Annotated in this window: 1 protein-coding gene; it reads left to right on the top strand. The window is 72.2% G+C overall.

The annotated features are described in order from the left end of the window. On the top strand, nt 1-1,076 hold a 1,076-nt coding region (locus F3T56_RS45955; protein ID WP_149831383.1), incomplete at its 5' end, for an aminoglycoside phosphotransferase family protein. Nucleotides 1,077-1,126 lie beyond the last annotated feature (50 nt).

A 1,126-nucleotide genomic window follows, 5' to 3' on the forward strand; every position in this document is an offset into this window, starting at 1 on the left:
GCGGCGGCCCCTATCTCGACCCCACACGCACGTCGGCTCCGGTACTCGGCGCCGGCCGGAGGCGCGTTCCGGGGGTCGGCACCCAACCGCTCAGCGGGAGACTCGACTTGTCCGGCCCTCAGGGCGCTCAGCTGCGTACGGCGATCGCCTCGGTGCATCGCATCTGCCCGGAGTTCTCTCCGGTCCAGGTGCTGCGCCGAAGCGGCCGCTCGGTGCTGCTCGTCGGAACGACAGGGCGCAGCACGGCCGTCGCCAAGTGTTTACTGGACCACTCCCCCATGTGGGAGGTGCGGATCAGGCATGAGATAGCCGCATACCGCTCGTTCGTCCGGCACCGCCCACCCGTGCGGGCGCCGAGACTGATCGCGGCGGACCCGGACAACTGCACCTTGGTCATCGAGCGGATGCCGGGCCGGGTGGCCGCCCTGCAGCGGCATCCGGTGGAGGCGCCACCGCGCGCCGACATCCGGGCGGCGCTCGGCGCGGTCTGCCGGCTCAACGCGTGGCGGCCGCCGGCGGGGATGTTCGACGCCCCGCTGGACTACGCGCAGCGGATCTCCCGTTTCCATGAGCTGGGTCTGCTCACCGACCGGGACCTGGGCGATCTGCAGAAGCTCCTGCACGGCATCGCGCACGCCTCGGGTCGTCAGGGCATGGGCCAGTTCTGTCACGGCGACGCCCTGCTGTCGAACGTCCTGCTCTCACCGGCCGGTCCAGTGCTGGTGGACTGGGAACACGCGGGGTGGTATCTGCCGGGGTACGACCTGGCGACGCTGTGGGCGGTGCTCGGGGACGCCCCGGTGGCGCGGCGGCAGATCAGTCAGCTGGCGCAGTCGGCGGGCCCGGCCTCGCGCGACGCCTTCCTGGTGAACCTGATGCTCGTACTGACCCGTGAGATCCGTACCTACGAGACGGCCGTGCAGCGTTCGATGCACGACGCGACCCCGGCGGCACCGGGCCCGGCCCACCCGGCTGCTGCGCCGTCCGGCGAGGAACAGCGGCTGCTGCTGAGGCGGCTGCACGACGACTGCCAGATGGCCCGCAAGGCCGTACGGGCGGCGGTCGGTACTCGCTGAGGGGAAAGGGAGGTCCGCGGTGCGCCCTGGACACGGGCGCGCCGCGGACC

The organism is Streptomyces tailanensis, from assembly GCF_008386495.1.
GTDB lineage: Bacteria > Actinomycetota > Actinomycetes > Streptomycetales > Streptomycetaceae > Streptomyces > Streptomyces tailanensis.